Origin of the sequence: Endozoicomonas sp. YOMI1, from assembly GCF_024606345.1 — a bacterium.
Classification (GTDB): domain Bacteria; phylum Pseudomonadota; class Gammaproteobacteria; order Pseudomonadales; family Endozoicomonadaceae; genus Endozoicomonas.
The window spans coordinates 1-16,732 of sequence record NZ_JAHHPM010000487.1; the positions used below are offsets into that span (position 1 = coordinate 1).

A 16,732-nucleotide genomic window follows, 5' to 3' on the forward strand; every position below is an offset into this window, starting at 1 on the left:
TCCCGTCTTATATCCCCGCCCGCATTGGGCGAGGGTTTACGACGTTTTTGCTAACCCGCCATTCCGTATTGAAAGTTGAGCAGGATGCAGCATAGCCAGGCAAGGCTTTATGCTGTCACTGGTTGCTGATACACCTCATCCATATTCTGTCTATTCTTTCTAATAAGAAAGCGGGCAGTTTTTGCTTTCAAATAAAAATTCTCTAACCATTGAACGGTAAAATAATGATGAAAACATTTAACGCAATGCTGGTCAGTCTGGCGCTGGCCGTACCGGCCACCAGTCAGGCTATGGATATTTATGCTTTTGCCCGTGGCGGGGCAGCTTATACGGCGATAAAGGATACTGAGGCTGTCAATCCATTCATTGCAGTTGCTGATCAGAACTCTGGCAGTAACCCTGTTGCTTTCCGAGGCAGTATGGGGATAGCCAATGTGAATAACGATCACAGCGTTGCAGTTGGAGCCTTCGGTGCCGGACTGGTATTTAACCCCAATTTCCGCCTGGAGCTTGAAGGGTCCTTTCAGAAGGAATCTGATTATCAGATTGATGTTTCTCTGGGCTATCGGTTAACAGGAGGTCCATTCAATACAACACTGCTTGGCACCGCGTATAACAAGATCAGTATTGAATCTGAAGTATACATGCTGAAAGCATATTACGATTTCCCCCTGAATAAGCATCTGGTGCCCTACGTTATGGCGGGTGCAGGATATGCCAAAAACAAGGCATCCGGTGTTCAGACCTTTTCAGACAACGCCAATTGGAATGAAAAGTGGGATGACCACGCCCGTAACGAAATGGCATGGACAGTGGGTGCAGGTATTTCCTATATATTCAGCAAGCACCTTGCCCTGGATCTTGGGGTAGAACATCGCAACCTGGGAGACTGGGAGCTGAAAAACCTGCCAACGACTGGTGATGAGTCGCTCAAGGGTAAGCTGGAATCCACCACATTGCTGATGGGTCTGCGTTACCACTTCTGACCATCCCCCGGTTATATTTCTGCACAGGCCGCTGGAAGCTCCTGTGCAGTAATCTCTCCAGAACACCTTTCCTTAAGACAAGTCAGGCAAATAGAAGCCAAACTCCCGTCTATAATCATCCTGGCATGCTGAATTTCGGTCATCCCCGTAGTGCAATTTAAGAGGATTCCGCTAATATAGCGCGCTTTTTGGTACATCAGTCATAATCTTCAGGCAAAACACTGCAGGGAAGCGTATGATTGGGATGGCCCGAGTAGCCCGAGAACCTGCTGTTTGCTGCAGAGGCTTTCTCACCGTAAACCATTTTCAAAAGTACAGCCCGCCGGTCCATCTCCGGCCTACGCACCGCCCGGGCGGTAACGTATAATGGCGGGCTTTCAGTCAGGCAAGGTTAGTAGTCAAATATGACGAGTTTCGTTTCTGGGCAACGCTGGATTAGTGATACTGAGACCGAACAGGGACTGGGCACGGTGCTCACCTTTGACAGTCGTATGGTCACCCTGCTGTTTCCTGCCACCGGGGAAACCCGGCTTTACTCCATAAACAACTGCCCTCTGACCCGCGTTGAGTTCAACCCCGGAGATCGTGTCGAAAGCCACGAGGGCTGGATTATGCTGGTCACCGAGGTGATTGAGAAAAATGGCTTGCTGACCTACTGCGGAACCCTGCCTGATGGGGAAACACGACAGCTGCCAGAAGCCGGGCTGGGGAACCATATTCGCTTCAACAAGCCACAGGATCGTATGCTGGCGGGTCAGATTGACCAGAACAGCAACTTTACCTTGCGTTACAAGACGCTCCAATATAACTACGGCCTGCGTAAATCCCCCATGCGCGGCCTGATTGGCCCACGCACCAGCCTGATTCCCCATCAGCTGCATATTGCCCGTGAGGTTTACCAGCGCCATGCGCCGCGGGTTATGCTGGCGGACGAAGTCGGAATGGGTAAAACCATTGAAGCCGGCCTGATACTGCATCAACAACTGATTACCGGTCGTGCCAGCCGGGTTCTGATTCTCTTGCCGGAAAGCCTGGTGCATCAGTGGCTGGTGGAGATGCTGCGCCGTTTCAACCTGCGTTTCAGCGTCTTTGACGAAGAGCGCTGCCGCCAGTCTCCGGATGAAAACCCGTTTAATACCGAGCAGCTGATTATCTGCAGCATCGGCTTTTTTTGCCATGATGAAGAGCGCCGTAAACAGGCACTGGAAGCGGACTTCGACCTGTTGATTGTGGATGAAGCCCATCACCTTATCTGGTCTGAAGAAGAGACCAATGCTGAATACCGCTGTGTTGAAGCGCTTTCCCTGCAGATTCCGGGACTACTGCTGCTGACCGCAACGCCGGAGCAAATGGGCGCCAAAAGCCATTTTGCCCATCTGCGTCTGCTGGATCCTGACCGCTTCCATGACCTTGCCGCCTTCGAAGCCGAAGAAAGCCGTTATGAGCCGGTGGCAGAGGCTGTTCAGGAACTTCTGAACAATGACAATCAGACGCTCCCTGCCAAGGCAAGGGACCATCTGATCAGCTTCCTTGGAGAAGACAGCAAGTCGTTGATAGATATCCTTGATCAGGGTGAAGAAGAGGCACGAAATACGGCCCGCACCCAGCTGCTGCGGCGTCTGTTGGATCGTCATGGTACCGGCCGCGTAATGTTTCGTAATACCCGGGCAGCCGTTGGCGGATTCTCTGGTCGTGCTGCCCAGGGCTATCCCCAGGTGCTGCCGGAACTGTACGAAATTGCCCTGGAAGAAGAGTCCAACTACCGCCATAACCTTTATCCGGAGCTGGCTTATCAGGCTCAAATCCGTGTCGATGATATGGACCCCTGGTGGAAAGTCGACCCCCGGGTAGACTGGCTGATGAACCTGCTGAAACTGCTGAAGAAAGAGAAAGTACTGGTTATCTGTGCCAATGCCAATACGGCACTGGACCTGGAAAATGCCCTGCGCATACTGTCCGGCATTCCGGCAGCGGTTTTCCACGAAAACATGAGCATTATTGAGCGGGATCGTGCTGCGGCCTTCTTTGCTGAAGGGGAGCATGGTGCCCAGGTACTGGTTTGCTCAGAAATTGGCAGTGAAGGCCGTAACTTCCAGTTTGCCCACCATCTGGTGCTTTTTGATCTGCCGGAACATCCCGATCTGCTGGAACAGCGTATTGGCCGACTGGATCGTATTGGCCAGACTGAAGCCATCAAGATTCACGTGCCTTATCTGTCTGGTACCGGTCAGGAGGCACTGTTCCACTGGTACGAGCGGGGATTGAACGCCTTTGCCGATACCTGCCCTGCCGGTAGCATAGTGCAGATGCAACTGGGTGAAGCGCTGCTGCCTTATCTGCAACCGGGTAGCCAGGCCTCCACAGAAGCCATGGATACCCTGCTGAACCAGGCTGCCCAATTGAACCGGCAACAGATGGAGCATCTTCATAAAGGCAGAGACCGACTGCTGGAGCTGAACTCCCGCGGCCTGGTCTCCAATGAAGATATGATCAACGACATTGAAGAGCAGGAACAGCCAAGACAGCTCAAGCGGTTTATGGAGAAACTGTTCGAAGGCTTTGGTGTTGAAGCGGAAGACTATTCCAAACACTGCCTGGTGATTCGCCCGGGCAGTCATATGATCACCACCTTCCCCGGTCTTCCGGATGATGGCATGACCGTCACCTTTGACCGGGACATGGCACTGTCCAGAGAAGACATGCACTTCCTCACCTGGGAGCATCCCATCGTTTCCGAAGGGATGGATATGGTGCTGACCAGCGAGCTGGGGAATACCTCGGTCGCCTTGCTCAAAAACAAAGCCCTGAAGCCCGGTACTATGCTGCTGGAAGCGATCTACGTGGTGGAAACCAGCGCCGACCGAACCCTGCAGCTGGACCGCTACCTGCCAGCCACACCGATTCGTTGTCTGATCGACCCGGGATTCAATGATCTGTCCGAAAAAGTGGCGTTTGATACTCTCAACGCCCAGCTTCAGCCTTTGAAACGGGGTGTTGCCAAGAAACTGGTGAACGCCCAGCGGGCACCCTTTCTGGCCATGCTGGATAAAGCCGAAGGGTATGCCAAAGACCGGGTACAACCCATCGTTAATCAGGCCTGCCAGAACCTGCTGACCGATGTCACCGAAGAGATCAAACGACTGGCGGCGCTTAAAGTCGTTAACCCGAATGTCCGCGGTGAAGAGATTGAATATCTGAAGAACCGGGCAGCTCTGGGTCATCAGGCGCTGCAGAAAGCGGTTCTTCGACTGGATGCCCTGCGGATTATGATTGCTGGTTAATATTTTCCTGTTGGCTTCTATCTAACTTTTACTCAGTCTGGGGGTCCCGCCTGCTGCCCGCACAAGCGGTTCCGGCTTTTCGGGTGGCGGGCAGCACTTATTGAAGTCGACGTTATTAAAAATGACAGTTCTTAGCCCTGTCTATTTTTCCACCAGTCATTGAATTAAAAGTGCCCAAGGGGCCTCTTCATTTTTGCATACATTTTGATAGTGTCGCAGAGGTCTGTTGAAATTTCATCAAAAAGGACATCGGGGGTGAATTGATAATAAGAAAATAATTTCTGCAAAGTTTTCTGGAAAAACACCGGATCATCAATGGGAATAAAATCCTCAAGAATCAAATTGCTCAAGTGTGAACGATGATATGAGCCTAATGAACGATCTTGTTCTATCTGCCTTATCAACTGATAAAACCTGATATAATCGGTGCCTTTATGATTCGATATTAGTGTTTGTAGTTCATTCAGAAGGTTAATTACTACTTTCTTCGCGCTGGCATTATGATCGGGGCGTCCTGGTTTAGCAAGTATCGGATCAAGAACTCCATCACAAAGGGTTTTAATTGATTTATGCCATGTTTCAAGGCTCTTTTTTTCTTTTTTAACGCGATCTACATCGTTTATATCATCGTAATCAATGATACAACGCGGACTAGTCTCGTCAAAAATATACTTTCCAAAATTGCACAAAGCTGTTGCATGTATTGACAAGCCAGTTTTTTTATAACTTATAGGTAAATCCTCATTTAATAGTTTATTAAAATTGGTTAGTTCTGAATTAAACGCATTTAACAAACCATCCAAATCAGAAGACAAATCATAATATTCGTGATTGAGCATCAATTCATCGATGGGAAGTATCGATAGAGTTCTGGTCTCAGAGGAATTTTCAGCAAGGGTCACCGTTCGCTCATTCAAAGCTTTCTGGAATTCAGACATATCATCAGGAAATTCTGTACTTACGTGCGTCAATATATTACGAATATATTCACTGCACACTCCAGGTGGCAGAAAATTGAGTTGATGTTTAAAGTTCTCAAAAAGGCCTTTAGCAAATTCAGAGCTGTCAGGCGCAGACGGAGATGGGTAGGCACCGGCAGACCGGTCTGGGTAACCACTGGAAGTTACTGGTAACATGTTAGTCTTCTCATACTTTAATAAGTTAAAAGATATTCAGGGTTGACCATAAGTTGCAGTCAATGCTGGATTTTTCTCTCAGGAAAAGCCTGCCAATAATTTCCTTCATTTTTCCACTCTGACCACTTCGAACAAGTGTCATCGCGAAATTTGGTCAGGCTCATTCAATACGGAGATTAGCAATCATTTCATTACGCCTTTTTGACCAGTAGCCTGGCGATAAGTTCCACATCTCCATACGGTCAGTCAAACTGACTATGTGACTCAACCAATTCCCTCGTGATCAGGTTGGGAATTTCCTCTACAAACTTTACGAGGACTTTCTTGCCGGGTGTATACCGTCTGATAAATTCAATCAATATATAGAACTAAAGTACAATAATCTCGCTCTTGTCACAGACGCAGCCGCACTGCCGTTAGCCGTGTTTGTTTCCAGTGTCACCAAATGCAATCTTTTCTGATTGCAAAGAAATGTTGAGCGTTCATCCTGCCAAATAAATCGTTGAACCTGTGGATTAACCCGTTGTCAAATTCGCTGTGTTTTTGATGACCTCTCTGGAGATCAATGATAAATAATCACCCTATTGACCGTTCATATATCCGGTTTGATAACAACTTATCCTCCCCGCCAACTTTCCAGAGCCATCACAGAGAAAGCTCCGGCAGGTGGTCATTATACCGGGTAGCAAAAGTGACACTAACGGCCCTGGGGCTACTGTTTTCAACACAGCAACTCACACACATCAGCGAAAGAAGACAACTTGCTCTGCAAAGAGGCCTGCAAAGCCGTAATATTTCCCACCCGCTGGAATCTGACATCAGATTCTGGCTGAGCTGCCCTCCTCTCAGCGTGGATAAAACCAGCCCGGTCACAGACGTTTTCCTGCAACACAATAACAATCACTCTATTCCAACACACCCTGATAGTGATGAATCAAGGCAGGCAGATATTGATGAAATATTACCCGACCTCAAGCATCTGTTTGATCAAACCTTCGACCAAACAATGTGCAGTACGACTCACGATAAAGGTTCTCACACAAAACAGCATCATCACAAAAACTCAAAGGAGCATAACGCCAGGATGGGATGGCTCTACCAACTATCACCTCAACCATCTCAACTGCCCCAATGCAACTTAAAAACCTCACATGAATATACCAGTCAGAACACCTTGACAACGTCTGCACTGAATCTGCTCACCACTCACCAGCCATCGCCTACTGTTGTTGCGGTTATTGATAGCGGCATTATTCGTCACAGCGCACTCAATGACCGGCTGGTGCCAGGTTATGACTTTATCAGCGACCCGGAGTGTGCCGGGGATGAAAACGGTTATGACAACATCCCCACCGATGAGGGAAACTTCACGCGTTTACCGCCCCCTTGGCATGGTACAAGAGTGGCTGGAATTATTGCAGGGGCGTCGGTCAATAAAGACGGAGTTTCGCCATTGCAAAATATCATCAAAATTCAACCCATACGGTATTTAGGCCGCCATAGCCGTTGCAACGAAACAGATGATGACTTCATCAATGCGTTAAAATGGGCTGCAGGAATACCGGTTGCCAATGTTCCCCTTAATACTAATCCCGCCAAAGTCATTAATCTCTCAATTGGCGAAATGCGTGACTGTGCGCCGTTTGAGACGGTTTTCAAAGCGTTATACCAGAGAAATGTTACCGTAATTGCAGGTGCTGGCAATGAGGCAATACCAGCCAGCAATATTTGTTTTTCAAAATGCCCTCATGTCATCGCCGTTGGTGCGCAATTAACAGAATCCTTGTTAGCCAGTTATTCCAACTTCGGCCCACCCATCGCAATTTCTGCCATTGTGGGTGAGGGAGTGACAACCACCAGCAATACCGGAAAGGCAATCCCATTGGCAGATTCATTCACCAAGGCGCGTGGTACCAGTGCTGCTGCAGCCCTTGTCTCTCAGGCCGCTGCCCTGATGCACTCGGTGAACAGCAGGCTGACGCCCGATGACATCCGGGCAATACTGATGAACACCAGCCGTCCTTTTCAAACACCTGCCTGGCGTTACATCGCTGATTCAAAAACGACTCTGCTCAGCACTAAAGACAACATTTTCTCCACCAAAGGCTCACCCAAACGATGCAGTAACGCCTACTGTGGAAGTGGGCATCTCGATATTGGCAAAGCGGTGGCTTTTGCCGCAGCAAAAGCGCTTGAACAATCAGGTGATCAATTAAGCAGTGAATTTCAGTGGGCAGATGATCTTCCAACCATCATGCTTAATGGATCATTAATAATCATCCTGTCAGCTCTACCATTAGTTCTTTTACTTGTTAATGGCCCGGAGGAAAAACTGCAAACAATAGCGCATAGGCCAAGGCAGATAATAACACCAGAAGAAGCAACCCGTAACACTGTTAATACTTCTGTTGTGATGATGGTAGATGATGGCATGATTCTTCGTAGTGGCAAACAATTGCAACGTCCATCAGTCAATACCCCCAAAGGCATGCTGCTCAAATCCGGCAAAAGACTGCCAGGAGTTGACGCTTAAGCAGCGCAGCAAAAAATGTCGGCTTATCAATAAGCTTAAAATGCTCTTCCATAATCTTTGGTCTTCAACAATGAACAGCCGTTGTAGCTGCGAAAACAATAATTATCAGTTGTGTGGGAAAAAGGATGTTAATTTTGCGGCGATATTTCTGGACACTCAATCACTGAGCATCCAGATAGACAATCAACCCCGGTAGAAGTCAGCCTCACCCTCAGGGCGATTTTTAAACCGCCGATGAAGCCACATATACTGCTCAGGATGCTCGCGAATTCGCTGCTCGACAAACTGGTTAACCTGCAGCGCATCCTGGTAGTCATCACTGGAAGGAATGCCTTCCAGGGCACAATGCAGGTGAACCTGATAGCCTTTGGCGTCAGCAAGACGAGTCACCGTCATGGGAATCACTTTAGCCCTGCCCGCTTTGGCAAGGCGAGAGGTACTGGTAATCGTCGCTGCGGGAATACCAAAGAACGGCACAAAGAGTCCATTTTGGGTACCATAATCCTGGTCAGGAGAATACCAGACGGTCCTGCCCGACTTTAATGAGCGCAGCATTCCACGGACATCTCGCCTTCTCAGCAACTGACTGCCAGGATCAAAACGATGCCTTAAGCGACGCTGAACGTATTCAAAGACCGGATTCCCATGCTCTCGATAGGTGGCATCCACGCTGTGGCACTGGGTAATCAGGCGACCAGCCAGCTCTATGGTGGTGAAATGCATAACCATCAGGATAGTGCCATCATCAGACTCCAGGTTTTCCAGCCCTTGATAAGAAACGATATTCTCCAGCCTGCTGGAGGGCCACCACCAGGCGATAGTGACCTCCATAATACCAATGCCTACCGACTCAAAGTTTTTCTTCAGCAGTGCCTCTCTTTCATCCTGGCTCAACTCAGGAAAACACTTTTCCAGATTAACCCGGGCAATATGAACACGGTCACCCACCACATGGTAAATGATACGTCCAAGCCATCTTCCCAGTTGGAGAATCCAGCGATATGGCAATAACGAAGGGATAAAGGTGAGCCCGATACCCAGCCAGGTCAGCCAGTACTTCGGGAGCAGATATGCCCGGCGAAAGACATCGTCTGCACGGGCATCAGCCTGTTTATTAAGATCAGGGTTTTGCGACATATAGGTTAATTCAATACTTGTATCTGAACGTTGAGTTCTCTACGCTACACTCTGTTGTATAAAAAGCTGACCATTTAATCTGCTGACTCTCATCATATAAAGCCGTTATACAAGACCAGAGTTGTACGTTATGACCCTTCAACTGCAAACCGGTACTGCCGCTGCAGCTTTCAAGATGACCGGTGGTATTTATACACTGACTACTCTTGAATTGCATTCTACCAATCCCGCGGATATTACCAATCAGCTGGAGAACATGACGCGCAAGGCACCCAATTTTTTCCAGCAGACACCGGTCATCATTGCCTTCGACCAACTCAGCCCGGAACAACCACCGATTGATCTTTACCAGCTGCGCCATAGCCTGCAACAGTTTGGCCTGATCCTGATTGCTGTTCGTGGCGACCAGGAGAGCCATAAACAGGACGCCATGATGGCAGGCATACCCTGGCTCCCGTCACCAAGGCAACGAAACCGGGAAGAAGAAAATTCTGCTGATCATGTTGCAAGCCATGTTGAAACCAATGTGGTCATTATGCAGAAATCCCACACCGCCAGTCCCCCTGCAGCAGAGAGTGCAAACCAGACGCAAACACCACCGGTGATCCATAAGACCACTCTTATAGAGCATCCGATCCGCTCTGGTCAGCAGGTCTATGCCGAAGGCGATCTGGTCATTACCAGTCCGGTCAGTTCAGGTGCAGAACTTCTGGCCGCCGGTAACATACACGTCTATGGTCCATTACGCGGTCGAGCCCTGGCAGGTGTCAATGGCAATACCGATGCCCGTATATTCTGCCTGCAGTTTGAAGCCGAGCTCATTTCCATCAACGGTCAGTATAAAATGCCCTCAGCAGCCAATAACAGTGATCCTCTCTGGGGTAGCAGTGTCATTGTATCTCTCGAGGCGCAAAGCTTGCACATAAAGAAACTTTAAGAAATACTGAACAATAGTTCAGTTCTTAATTTATGACAGGATTTCACCTTGGCTCGTATTATTGTTGTGACTTCTGGAAAAGGTGGCGTTGGAAAAACCACCACCAGTGCTTCCATTGCAACAGGATTGGCTCTTAAAGGTCACAGGACAGTTGTCATTGACTTTGATGTAGGCCTCAGAAATCTGGATCTCCTGATGGGCTGCGAGCGACGTGTAGTATACGACTTCGTAAATGTAATTAACGGTGAAGCCGAGTTGCACCAGGCCCTGATCAGAGACAAACGCACAGAAAATCTATCCATTCTGCCAGCGTCTCAAACCCGGGACAAAGAGGCCCTTACTCATAAAGGGGTTGAAAAGGTCCTGAACCAGCTGGCAAAAGACTTTGAATACATCATCTGTGACTCCCCGGCAGGTATCGAACACGGTGCCCTGATGGCACTCTACTTTGCCGATGAAGCCATTATTACCACAAACCCTGAGGTCTCGTCCGTCCGGGACTCTGACCGAATCCTGGGTATTTTGCAGAGTAAGTCCCGCCGTGCCGTTGAAAACCTTGAACCCGTCAAGGAGCATTTACTGGTAACCCGCTACAATCCTGAGCGGGTGACACGGGGAGAAATGCTCAATATTCAGGATGTCGAAGAAATTCTGGCGATACCACTGATTGGTGTTATTCCTGAGTCCACCTCAGTCCTGAAAGCCTCCAACCAGGGGGTACCCGTAGTATGCAATGCCGACAGTGATGCCGGTCAGGCATACAACGATGTGGTTGCGCGCTTCCTTGGTGAAGACATACCACACCGTTTTCTTGAACCCGTCAGAAAAGGGTTCTTACAGCGCATGTTCGGAGGAATAGGATGAATCTTATGCAGCTATTCCGCTCACGCAAAGAAGACAACAGCGCCGCGATTGCCAAGGAAAGGCTACAGATCATAGTAGCCCATGAACGAAGCAGTCGAAGTGGTCGTGATTTTCTGCCAGCCATGGAGCGAGATATTCTTCAGGTTATTCAAAAATACATAGAGATCCAGCAGGAATGCATTGACATCAAGCTGGACTCTCAAGATGGTTGTTCTATCCTCGAAGTCAATGTACAGCTGCCGAACTAGCGGCAGCTGACCACTTTCAGCCACATGCCATCTTGATAGCAGTGTGCCTGGTGAGTAGACCGGTGGAAGGAGCTTACCCGCCAGTCCTTCGTAAAATGGCACGTAAACCTCTCGGAAATGTGACCGATGTCTTTTGCAAATCCTTGAAAAACCTCTGAAATCTACCACTTCAAGTGGCTGTGGTATGCATTCACATGCTGCAGGTAAACCGGATAAAACATCAGGCAACCTGAAACCTGAGGTTCTCGCAAGCAGAACATAATGCCTCGTTGGACTACCCGAACGGAATTTTTCCCTGAAATCATTGTCAAATTTAATAAAGTGTTTGCCAGTCGTACGCTATTGCAGCCTGAACAGCAACCTTTTTACAAACCACAATGTTCGTAGAGTCCATTGGGCTTAATGATAAGATGTATAAAAGGAGATTAGATTATGCATGGAAATCAACCTGTCGGCGCTGCTGGCCAAACAGTGCGCCCTCCCTATGAAAAGGCTGCCACTGATCAAGCCCCTCCCTGTGCGAGCGCTTCGCAAGACAAACAAACCGAACAAGCATTATTTTGCTTTCTCAAGACAACCGTTCAAGAGCCGACTGTCAACCTTATTCAAACAAAGTCGGAGGAGCACCAGTGTCAGCCAAAAAAACTCGCCAAAGCATTGGTTGAGCATTTGATAGAGTATTTTGATTTAAAAGACCTGCAACCTTCATCCACTGTTAGCGGTAACAGAATCAGTAATAGTACCACTCAAAACCCTATCAACCCGGACGATTGGGATTGGGATTTATGGGAATTCATGCTATATAACGCCTTCTATAACAGCAATGACAACTTATTATATATGGTTGATCAAGAAGAAATTCTGGGGCAAGTCGAAATCAAACTCAACGTTCATTTCAAGTCTAATCCCTACGCCTTTAGTGAACTTAAACATCTGCCTTCAGTCATAAATAGTGGTATTGGGGCCGCCGCTCTTCAAGAAATGAAACATTTTTTGGAAATTAAAGATGGGCTACGTTGCAAAAGCAGATCATTGGCTCCCGTTATTAAGGATTGCATCAGCAATGCCATGCTCCCCGGAGCGTTGATTGATGAATTGTATAAAATGGCAATCCCGGACAGTCCAGTTAGCAGAGCAGGCAAATACGCTTAGAATCCTGAACAAGTCGTCCACAAGCCCGGAATTCTGTAATCCGACATTCTGAAAAAGCGTGTCGGATTCATACCATCATGAAATGAAATCATACCTATCTTTGTAGTAAGATCACCGCTTACATTGCAAGGTAGCGCCATGAGCAAAGAACACTTTAATCAGGAGCTTATCCAGTTCCTCAACGCTTCTCCGACCCCTTATCATGCAGTAGCCACCATGGTGGCCAAACTGCAGGAAGCGGGCTTCCAGCCATTGAGTGAGTCCGAATCCTGGTCCTTCAAAGAAGGCGGGAAATATTACGTAACCCGTAATGGATCGTCCATCATTGCCTTTACCATGGGCAAACCTGAGCTGGGCGCCAGAATGGTGGGAGCGCACACCGACTCGCCCTGCCTGAAAGTAAAACCACAGCCAGAGTTGAATAAGCACAGCTATTTTCAGTTGGGTGTTGAGGTTTATGGTGGCGTCCTGTTAAACCCATGGTTCGACCGTGACCTTTCCCTCGCCGGCCGTGTCCAATACCTCAACGATCAGCAACAACTTTGCCAGCAACTGATCAATTTTGAGCGTGCAGTCGCCATTATTCCCAGCCTGGCGATTCACCTGGACCGTGAGGCCAATAGTGGTCGTGCAGTCAATTCGCAAACCGATATCCCACCTATCCTTTTTCAACTGGCCGATGACGAAACCGTCGATTTCCGTGAACTGCTGAAACAAGAGCTGATACGTCAAGGGCACAGTGACTGTCACGAAGTGATGGAATATGACCTCTCTTTCTATGACACCCAAAGTGCTGCCGTTATTGGCCTGAACCATGACTTTATCGCCAGTGCCCGCCTGGATAATCTGCTCAGCTGCTATGTTGGCCTGGAGTCCCTGATCAATCACCAGCCATCAGATACCACAGCCTTGTTGGTGTGCAATGACCATGAAGAGGTGGGCAGTGTCTCGACCACCGGAGCCCAGGGGCCTTTCATGAAGAGCGTACTGGAAAGAATGTATGGCACCGGTGAATCACTGACCCGGGCCATGAACCGCTCCATGCTGATTTCAACGGATAACGCCCACGGCATCCATCCCAACTATGCCAGCAAGCATGACGAGCATCACGCACCGAAACTGAATCATGGCGCTGTCATCAAAGTCAATGCCAACCAGCGTTATGCCACCAATGATGAAACCTCGGCACTTTACCGCACGCTTTGCCAGGCCAGCGGCAGCAAAGTTCAGCACTTTGTTACCCGTACCGATATGGCCTGTGGCAGTACCATTGGCCCACTGACTGCCGGCATGCTGGGCGTACGCACACTGGATCTTGGGCTGCCAACCTTCGGCATGCACTCAATCAGAGAACTGGCCGGAAGTGAGGATGCTTTCGAACTCAGCAAAACCCTGTCCCATTTTATGACACTGGCTGAACTGCCATTGACTGAATAATTGATCATCTGCTGGCTCTCAAATGGGAGCCAGCAAGCTCTCTTCCGGGCATCTCGTTTTATTGGCAAATCGCAACGCAACCTCCCGTCATACGTACAATTTCAGACTCCAATTATTCGGCCGATATTGCTAACCTCAATAATGTCATCAGACCAGCCAACATTGCAGGCAACCTCATGAAACCCGAAGCCAATAACCGGCCAACACTGCACCCAACCTCAAACTCCAAGAACGTCTTTTCACTCCATCGCAGTACGATTAATCCGGTTAAGCCGTTGCTAAAGGCCTCTACAACACTGCCTGCGGCAAAGTCATTTGATGAGACTGGCGGTTATATCAAAGGCTATAATTGACCATTACCCCACCTTGAAAAAACCGCATATTTTGGACACAGTAGATAATTTACCTGTGTCCAGCTATTTCTGTCCTACAAACTACCTACACCAGCCCTCCCGCCAAATGAATCATTGATTTTTTCCCATAGCCTTGATGGAATAGCACTTATTCAAACATTTTACCGACTGAGGATTAATGGCCTGATTTACATAAGGTGTTCAGAATATGAAAGCTCAACGGCTGTCATCAACCATATGACTGTATTATGCTGTATTCATCCTTACAGAATATTCAAGAGTTTAAGATCCTGAGCGATGACTTGAGTAATGGAAAGAGTCTTATCCGTTAGGTTAGCCAGGAAGGCACATTTCAACAGACAGAATGACACGGAGCTAACGCCTCTATGATATCGAAACTGCAGCCAGCCAAAAGAATGAAGCTGTTCTTTTCAGCGCTGCTTTTCACAGCACTTCTCTCAGGCAATCTCGCTCAGGCCGTCGATAAGGACATCAGCCAGCCAGTACCCACTCTGACGCCTAATTTGCAGCAGGCCATTGCCAGCGTTCATGTGGTACAACTGCTTTCAAGAAGCCACTATCGGAAAATCCCCCTTGACCAGAGCAATATGGAAAAGGTGTTTGATCGCTATCTGGATCGACTGGACCCAAACCGCAGCTTCTTCCTGCAGTCAGATATTCAGGAATTTGAGCCACATCGGAAAAAACTGGGAGACTCTCTGAAAAGCGGCGACCTCAATCCTGCCTTCGCCATCTTCAACCGCTACCGTGAGCGGGCGGAAGAACGCGCACGCTTCATGCTTAAACAGTTAGAGCTGGGGATTAAAGACCTGAACCTCAAGAAAAATGAAGAGCTGGTGATTGAGCGTAAGGATGAACCCTGGCTTACCAGCAAGCAAGCCCAGCAACGGCTTTGGATCAAGCAGTTTAAAGACAGCGTATTGAGCCAGAAACTGAACAATAAAACCGACGAAGAAATTATCAATCAACTGCGCAGAAGAAATACCAACCTGCTTCGCAGGCTGCACCAGAGCAAAAGCGAAGATGCCTTTCAGACCTACATCAACGCCTTCGCTGGTATATACGACCCTCATACCCAGTACTTCTCTCCCCAGACCGCTGAAAACTTTGATATCAACATGAGCCTCTCTCTTGAAGGCATAGGTGCCGTACTCTCTGCAGAGGATGAATACACCAAAGTGGTCAGTGTTGTACCTGGCGGCCCTGCGGAGAAAGCCGGGCAGCTGAAACCCGGTGATAAAATCGTCAGCGTTGGTCAGGGCAAGAAAGGCAACCTCGAAGATGTGGTGGGCATGCGTCTGGATGATGTGGTCAAATTGATTCGCGGTGCCAAACACACCCTGGTTCGCCTGGAGATTATTCCCGGCAGCAGCAAGGACAGCAGCACACGGGTTTACGAGATTGTCCGGGACCGGGTCAAACTGGAAGAGCAGGATGCAGCCAGCAAGATTATCGACGTACCCATGAATGGCAAGACCAGTCGTATCGGAGTGATCGAGTTACCCACCTTTTACATCGACTTCAAGGCTGCCCAGGCCGGTGACCCTGACTATAAGAGCACCACCCGTGATGTCCGCAGGCTATTGGAAAGATTAAAGAAAGAGAAAGTGGATGGCCTGATTATCGATCTTCGCGGTAATGGTGGCGGCTCACTGCAGGAAGCCAATGAGTTAACCGGGCTATTTATCGATAAAGGGCCTACCGTTGTCGTCCGCAATAATCGGGGTCGCTCTGAGCGACAGGAAGACCCGGACTCAGAGCAGCTCTACGATGGCCCCATGGTGGTTATGATTGACCGCCTCAGCGCTTCCGCTTCAGAAATCTTTGCCGGGGCCATGCAGGATTACGGCCGGGCACTGATCGTTGGCAGCCAGAGTTATGGCAAAGGTACCGTGCAAAGCATACAGCCACTGAACCATGGACAGCTGAAACTGACACTGGCCAAGTTCTACCGGATTTCTGGCCAGAGTACGCAGAATCGTGGCGTGATACCCGATATCATCTTCCCTTCCCTCTACGATGGCCGGGATATTGGTGAAGACACGCTGCCGGATGCACTGCCATGGGACAATATCTCACCGGTATCCTACAGACCTTATGCCAACTTAAGCCCTTACCTTCCGGAGCTGCAGAAAAAGCATGAATACCGCACCCGTAAAAATGCTGATTTTGTTTACCTCCATGAGATGAAGGACTACTTCGAACATTATGAGAACCAGAAAAAGGTTTCCCTGAACCAGGAAAGACGACAACTGGAGCTGCAAACCATGCGCAGCCAGCGACTGGCCATTGAAAATCGCCTGAGGAAATCCAGAGGCCTGCCATTGCTGAATAATCTGGATGAGCTGGAGGAGATCAACAATCAGGAACTGGAACAGAAGAAAAAAGATAAACAGCCTGATGCCTTCTTGAAGGAAGCGGGTGTTATCCTGACCGACATGGTGAAAGCCAGCAACAACATGCGACTCTTTACCCGCCGCTCTGGCTAAAAGTCATCACTGATTAACATGCCCGCTCTTGCGGGCTTTTTAATGCTAAGCACAATCCCCTTGCGCCAACATAGCTGTCGCCTCTCCTGAATTTAAAAACCTGAACAGGGGGCGGCCAGTGAGTGATCAATGGCCCGCTATTCAGAAGAGTTCAAAGA

General features: G+C 48.8%; 12 protein-coding genes. 10 read left to right on the plus strand and 2 right to left on the minus strand.

Annotated features, from left to right (window positions below; genetic code table 11):
* The first annotated feature begins 224 nt into the window (after positions 1-224).
* Both KDK15_RS17045 and rapA read left to right on the plus strand, forming a co-directional pair.
* Positions 225-986, plus strand: a complete 762-nt coding sequence (locus KDK15_RS17045) for an outer membrane protein (protein ID WP_257296589.1) — start codon at positions 225-227, stop codon at positions 984-986.
* A gap of 404 nt (positions 987-1,390) precedes the next feature.
* Positions 1,391-4,267: an RNA polymerase-associated protein RapA gene (gene rapA / locus KDK15_RS17050; RefSeq protein WP_257296590.1), complete on the plus strand. Its 2,877-nt coding sequence runs from the start codon at positions 1,391-1,393 to the stop codon at positions 4,265-4,267.
* A gap of 164 nt (positions 4,268-4,431) precedes the next feature.
* On the opposite strand, the gene KDK15_RS17055 is transcribed toward rapA, so the two are convergent.
* Positions 4,432-5,403 carry a hypothetical protein gene (locus tag KDK15_RS17055; protein ID WP_257296591.1) on the minus strand — a complete coding sequence of 324 codons (972 nt, stop codon included), beginning with the start codon at positions 5,401-5,403 and terminating at the stop codon, positions 4,432-4,434.
* A 565-nt stretch (positions 5,404-5,968) separates the two neighbouring features.
* Here KDK15_RS17055 and KDK15_RS17060 point away from each other — a divergent pair.
* Positions 5,969-7,936: a S8 family serine peptidase gene (locus KDK15_RS17060; RefSeq protein WP_257296592.1), complete on the plus strand. Its 1,968-nt coding sequence runs from the start codon at positions 5,969-5,971 to the stop codon at positions 7,934-7,936.
* 183 nt (positions 7,937-8,119) lie between these two features.
* On the opposite strand, the gene lpxL is transcribed toward KDK15_RS17060, so the two are convergent.
* The gene (gene lpxL / locus KDK15_RS17065) at positions 8,120-9,073 is read right to left on the minus strand and encodes an LpxL/LpxP family Kdo(2)-lipid IV(A) lauroyl/palmitoleoyl acyltransferase (RefSeq protein ID WP_257296593.1); all 954 of its coding nucleotides are present in this window, start codon (positions 9,071-9,073) and stop codon (positions 8,120-8,122) included.
* A gap of 130 nt (positions 9,074-9,203) precedes the next feature.
* Here lpxL and minC point away from each other — a divergent pair, with 130 nt between their 5' ends.
* From minC to KDK15_RS17100, 7 genes are all read left to right on the plus strand, one after another.
* Complete coding sequence (gene minC, locus KDK15_RS17070; protein ID WP_257296594.1) at positions 9,204-10,010, plus strand: septum site-determining protein MinC; 807 nt, start codon at positions 9,204-9,206, stop codon at positions 10,008-10,010.
* 48 nt (positions 10,011-10,058) lie between these two features.
* Positions 10,059-10,874, plus strand: a complete 816-nt coding sequence (gene minD, locus KDK15_RS17075) for a septum site-determining protein MinD (protein ID WP_257296595.1) — start codon at positions 10,059-10,061, stop codon at positions 10,872-10,874.
* Positions 10,871-11,122 carry a cell division topological specificity factor MinE gene (gene minE, locus KDK15_RS17080; protein ID WP_257296596.1) on the plus strand — a complete coding sequence of 84 codons (252 nt, stop codon included), beginning with the start codon at positions 10,871-10,873 and terminating at the stop codon, positions 11,120-11,122. The genes minD and minE overlap by 4 nt, the downstream gene beginning before the upstream one ends.
* Before the next feature lie 432 nt (positions 11,123-11,554).
* On the plus strand, positions 11,555-12,274 hold the full coding sequence (locus KDK15_RS17085) for a hypothetical protein (RefSeq protein WP_257296597.1): 720 nt from the start codon (positions 11,555-11,557) through the stop codon (positions 12,272-12,274).
* A 138-nt stretch (positions 12,275-12,412) separates the two neighbouring features.
* The gene (locus KDK15_RS17090; protein ID WP_257296598.1) at positions 12,413-13,711 is read left to right on the plus strand and encodes a M18 family aminopeptidase; all 1,299 of its coding nucleotides are present in this window, start codon (positions 12,413-12,415) and stop codon (positions 13,709-13,711) included.
* Between the two features lie 176 nt (positions 13,712-13,887).
* Positions 13,888-14,064, plus strand: coding sequence for a hypothetical protein (locus tag KDK15_RS17095; protein WP_257296599.1), 177 nt, complete (start codon positions 13,888-13,890; stop codon positions 14,062-14,064).
* Positions 14,065-14,450: 386 nt separating this feature from the next.
* The gene (locus KDK15_RS17100; protein ID WP_257296600.1) at positions 14,451-16,574 is read left to right on the plus strand and encodes a carboxy terminal-processing peptidase; all 2,124 of its coding nucleotides are present in this window, start codon (positions 14,451-14,453) and stop codon (positions 16,572-16,574) included.
* The last annotated feature ends 158 nt before the right edge of the window (positions 16,575-16,732 follow it).

Excerpts from the sequence above, each read along its gene's own strand:
- KDK15_RS17045 (WP_257296589.1), top strand. The coding sequence starts at position 225 with ATGATGAAAACATTTAACGCAATGCTGGTCAGTCTGGCGCTGGCCGTA.
- rapA (WP_257296590.1), top strand. The coding sequence starts at position 1,391 with ATGACGAGTTTCGTTTCTGGGCAACGCTGGATTAGTGATACTGAGACC.
- KDK15_RS17055 (WP_257296591.1), bottom strand. The coding sequence starts at position 5,403 with ATGTTACCAGTAACTTCCAGTGGTTACCCAGACCGGTCTGCCGGTGCC.
- KDK15_RS17060 (WP_257296592.1), top strand. The coding sequence starts at position 5,969 with ATGATAAATAATCACCCTATTGACCGTTCATATATCCGGTTTGATAAC.
- lpxL (WP_257296593.1), bottom strand. The coding sequence starts at position 9,073 with ATGTCGCAAAACCCTGATCTTAATAAACAGGCTGATGCCCGTGCAGAC.
- minC (WP_257296594.1), top strand. The coding sequence starts at position 9,204 with ATGACCCTTCAACTGCAAACCGGTACTGCCGCTGCAGCTTTCAAGATG.
- minE (WP_257296596.1), top strand. The coding sequence starts at position 10,871 with ATGAATCTTATGCAGCTATTCCGCTCACGCAAAGAAGACAACAGCGCC.
- KDK15_RS17085 (WP_257296597.1), top strand. The coding sequence starts at position 11,555 with ATGCATGGAAATCAACCTGTCGGCGCTGCTGGCCAAACAGTGCGCCCT.
- KDK15_RS17090 (WP_257296598.1), top strand. The coding sequence starts at position 12,413 with ATGAGCAAAGAACACTTTAATCAGGAGCTTATCCAGTTCCTCAACGCT.
- KDK15_RS17095 (WP_257296599.1), top strand. The coding sequence starts at position 13,888 with ATGAAACCCGAAGCCAATAACCGGCCAACACTGCACCCAACCTCAAAC.
- KDK15_RS17100 (WP_257296600.1), top strand. The coding sequence starts at position 14,451 with ATGATATCGAAACTGCAGCCAGCCAAAAGAATGAAGCTGTTCTTTTCA.